The organism is Paenibacillus taichungensis (assembly GCF_013359905.1).
Classification (GTDB): Bacteria; Bacillota; Bacilli; order Paenibacillales; family Paenibacillaceae; genus Paenibacillus; species Paenibacillus taichungensis.
Map to the genome: position 1 here is coordinate 1 of NZ_JABMCC010000050.1, position 1035 is coordinate 1035.

At 50.6% G+C, this 1035-nt stretch carries 1 protein-coding gene and 1 pseudogene; both read right to left on the reverse strand.

The window, feature by feature from the left end:
* A partial coding sequence (locus HP548_RS00380) for a glycoside hydrolase family 43 protein (RefSeq protein ID WP_175380580.1) occupies nt 1-897 on the reverse strand: 897 nt, incomplete at its 3' end.
* Nucleotides 898-1035 (reverse strand): annotated as a pseudogene (locus HP548_RS33165) (carbohydrate ABC transporter permease); the annotation flags it as partial. It lies immediately after the preceding gene.

The following is a 1035-nucleotide window of genomic DNA, read 5'->3' on the forward strand; positions in this document are numbered from 1 at the left end:
CATGTCCAGACTCACTATTCCTTCATTGTTGTCCATGTGGGGCCAGCCCTCGTTCCAAACGACCGGGGCGAGGAACGTTTCCCGTCCAAGCACACTATATCCGTCCTCTGTCAAACGCACGCCAAGGAATACGGCCCACCAGTCTCCGTGGTGATCTTCCACCAGATCAGCATGACCCAAATACTGGATCGGATGGTCCAGATGGCGATGGGTCAGGATCGGCTCAGGATAGCGTTCAAACGGACCATAAGGTCGATCGCTTCGGCCGATGATCTCACGATGCTCCTTGGCCGTCCCACCAGAAGCAGACATCATGTAATACAGACCATTGATTTTGTACAGATGTGGCCCTTCGGTCCATGGCCCTCCATCTCCATGCCAGACAACATGTGGTTCAGAGAGAGCCTCACCTGTAGCGATGTCGATCTCATACTGGATGGCATGAGAATCGTAATCGGCACCTTGTTGGGCGGTCACGTACACTTTGCCATCGTTGTCAAAAAACAACGAGGGGTCAATGCCCCCGTAGGGAATACGAATTGGATCGGACCATGGTCCGGCAGGGTTGGTTGCCGTAACATAGAAGTTCCCGATGCCCCTTACATCTGTCGTAATCATATAAAATATACCTTCATGGTAACGCAGTGTCGGAGCATAAATGCCGTCCGAGCTCTTCTGACCGGTCAAATCCAGCTGACTGATTCGGTCCAGTACATTGCCGATCTGCTCCCAGTGAATAAGATCCGGACTCCGAAAGATCGGCACGCCGGGGAAATATTCAAACGAGCTGCAAATGAGGTAAAAATATTCTTCCGCCTTCACAATGCTGGGATCCGGATAGAATCCGGGAAGGATCGGGTTGGCATAACAGATGGTATTAGCTTGGAGTTGCTTCATCTATTCCTTCACACTCCCTACATTTAGTCCAACGACAAAGTATTTTTGCATAAACGGATACACCAACAAGATCGGAACAGAAGCGACAATCGTAACTGCAGCACGAATCGAAATGGGCGTTACCTGTGTGGAATGCTC